This is a genomic window from Vibrio sp. 03_296 (genome assembly GCF_002265885.1).
In genome coordinates this window covers 1-1,472 of sequence record NZ_NPKW01000177.1, presented here as the reverse complement: position 1 = coordinate 1,472, position 1,472 = coordinate 1, and the positions used below count along the sequence as shown (strand labels likewise).

The 1,472-nt window shown below is 50.3% G+C and carries 2 pseudogenes; both read left to right on the top strand.

Features of this window, described 5'->3' with window-relative positions:
- A pseudogene (locus tag CIK04_RS22725) lies at positions 1 to 989 on the top strand (alpha/beta fold hydrolase); the annotation flags it as partial.
- A 113-nt stretch (positions 990 to 1,102) separates the two neighbouring features.
- Positions 1,103 to 1,472, top strand: a pseudogene (locus CIK04_RS22720) (HAD-IIB family hydrolase); the annotation flags it as partial.

Here is a 1,472-nt window from a genome sequence, read left to right as displayed (position 1 = left end):
GCCCTATGGCAGCAGCGACAAGAGGTTCCTAAAACGCGCGATAAGATGCAGTTGTATTGGTGTAAGCTGACCAACCCGCAACACAAAAAGGCGGTGCTGGTAGTGAATGGCAGAATCGAATCTGCTTGGAAGTACCAAGAACTTCTGTTTGATCTCTACCGTCAAGGCTATGACGTCTACAGCTACGATCATCGAGGCCAAGGTTTATCAGATCGCCTGGTGAAAGACTCTGATATTGGTCACGTCTACGAGTTTGATGATTACATTCTCGACATGGAAGCCGTGATTGCGCACTTTGATTTCTCCGCTTAGTCAGCAGCGACACTATTGTTTCTCATTCGATGGGCGGCTCGCTGTGGCCACGCGCTACTTACAAACCCACCCACAACATGGTTTTGATAAGTTGGTGCTCAGTGCACCGATGTTTGGTATCGATCTCCCTTGGTATATCAGCCCTGTGGCCATGGCAGTCAGCCAGATTCTCACCGCCGTGTACCCAACGCCTACTTATGCGCCGGGACACAAAAGCTATTATGAGAAGCCCTTTGAGATAATCCGCTCAGCCAGAGCCAAGCGCCGTTATCAATGGTTTAGACAGCTGTATCGCGACAAGCCCGAGCTGCAAGTCGGTGGCCCGAGCACCCGTTGGGTGTGGCAAGGCTTAATGGCAGCCAAACAGTGCATTTTGCTGACGCGTCCAACTCACCCTTCCGGTATTACTGTTGCAGGCGGGGGGCGATCGCATCGTCAAGCAATCAAGCACAGTCGCAGTTTTCAAAAAGCTGCACAAAACCAATAAGCAAAGTGAGTTGGTGGTAATTGAGGGAGCGCAACACGAGTTGTTGTTTGAGAAAGACCACTTCCGCAATCAAGCACTCAGCGCGATGTTCCGCTTTTTGCAGAAGAGGAAAGCAAGCACGCTAATTTACCTCTTTTTCTCTCCGCTTTCACATACACTAGCGACCATCCCCCTAGTGAGCAGCGTCTAGCCAGGCATCCAAGCTGGATAGACGTTGTGTCACTTTCTACCGACTCAGACAATGACCTGTGTCGATAACGTTTCCTGTTTCCTGAACATATCCGACTGACATAAGAGGGCCGTATGACTGCGAGCTTGCCAAACAAAGAGATCACCAAAATCGTTGCTTCCGATCTGGATGGCACGCTGCTGGCACCGAATCACCAACTCAGCGAATTCTCTAAACAGACGCTCAAAGCGCTGCATGAGCAAGGTTACACCTTTATTTTCGCCACTGGCCGTCACCATGTCGATGTTGCCGGCATTCGCGCTCAAGTGGGCATTCCCGCCTACATGATCACCTCAAACGGTGCTCGTGTTCATGACCAGCATGACCAACTGATGTACAGCAAAAATGTTCCGGCTGAGCATTGTGCAACCTGTGATTGATATTGTCAAACAGACCTGAGATCTTCGTTCATCTTTATCAAAACGAAGAGTGGCGCCTCAACCG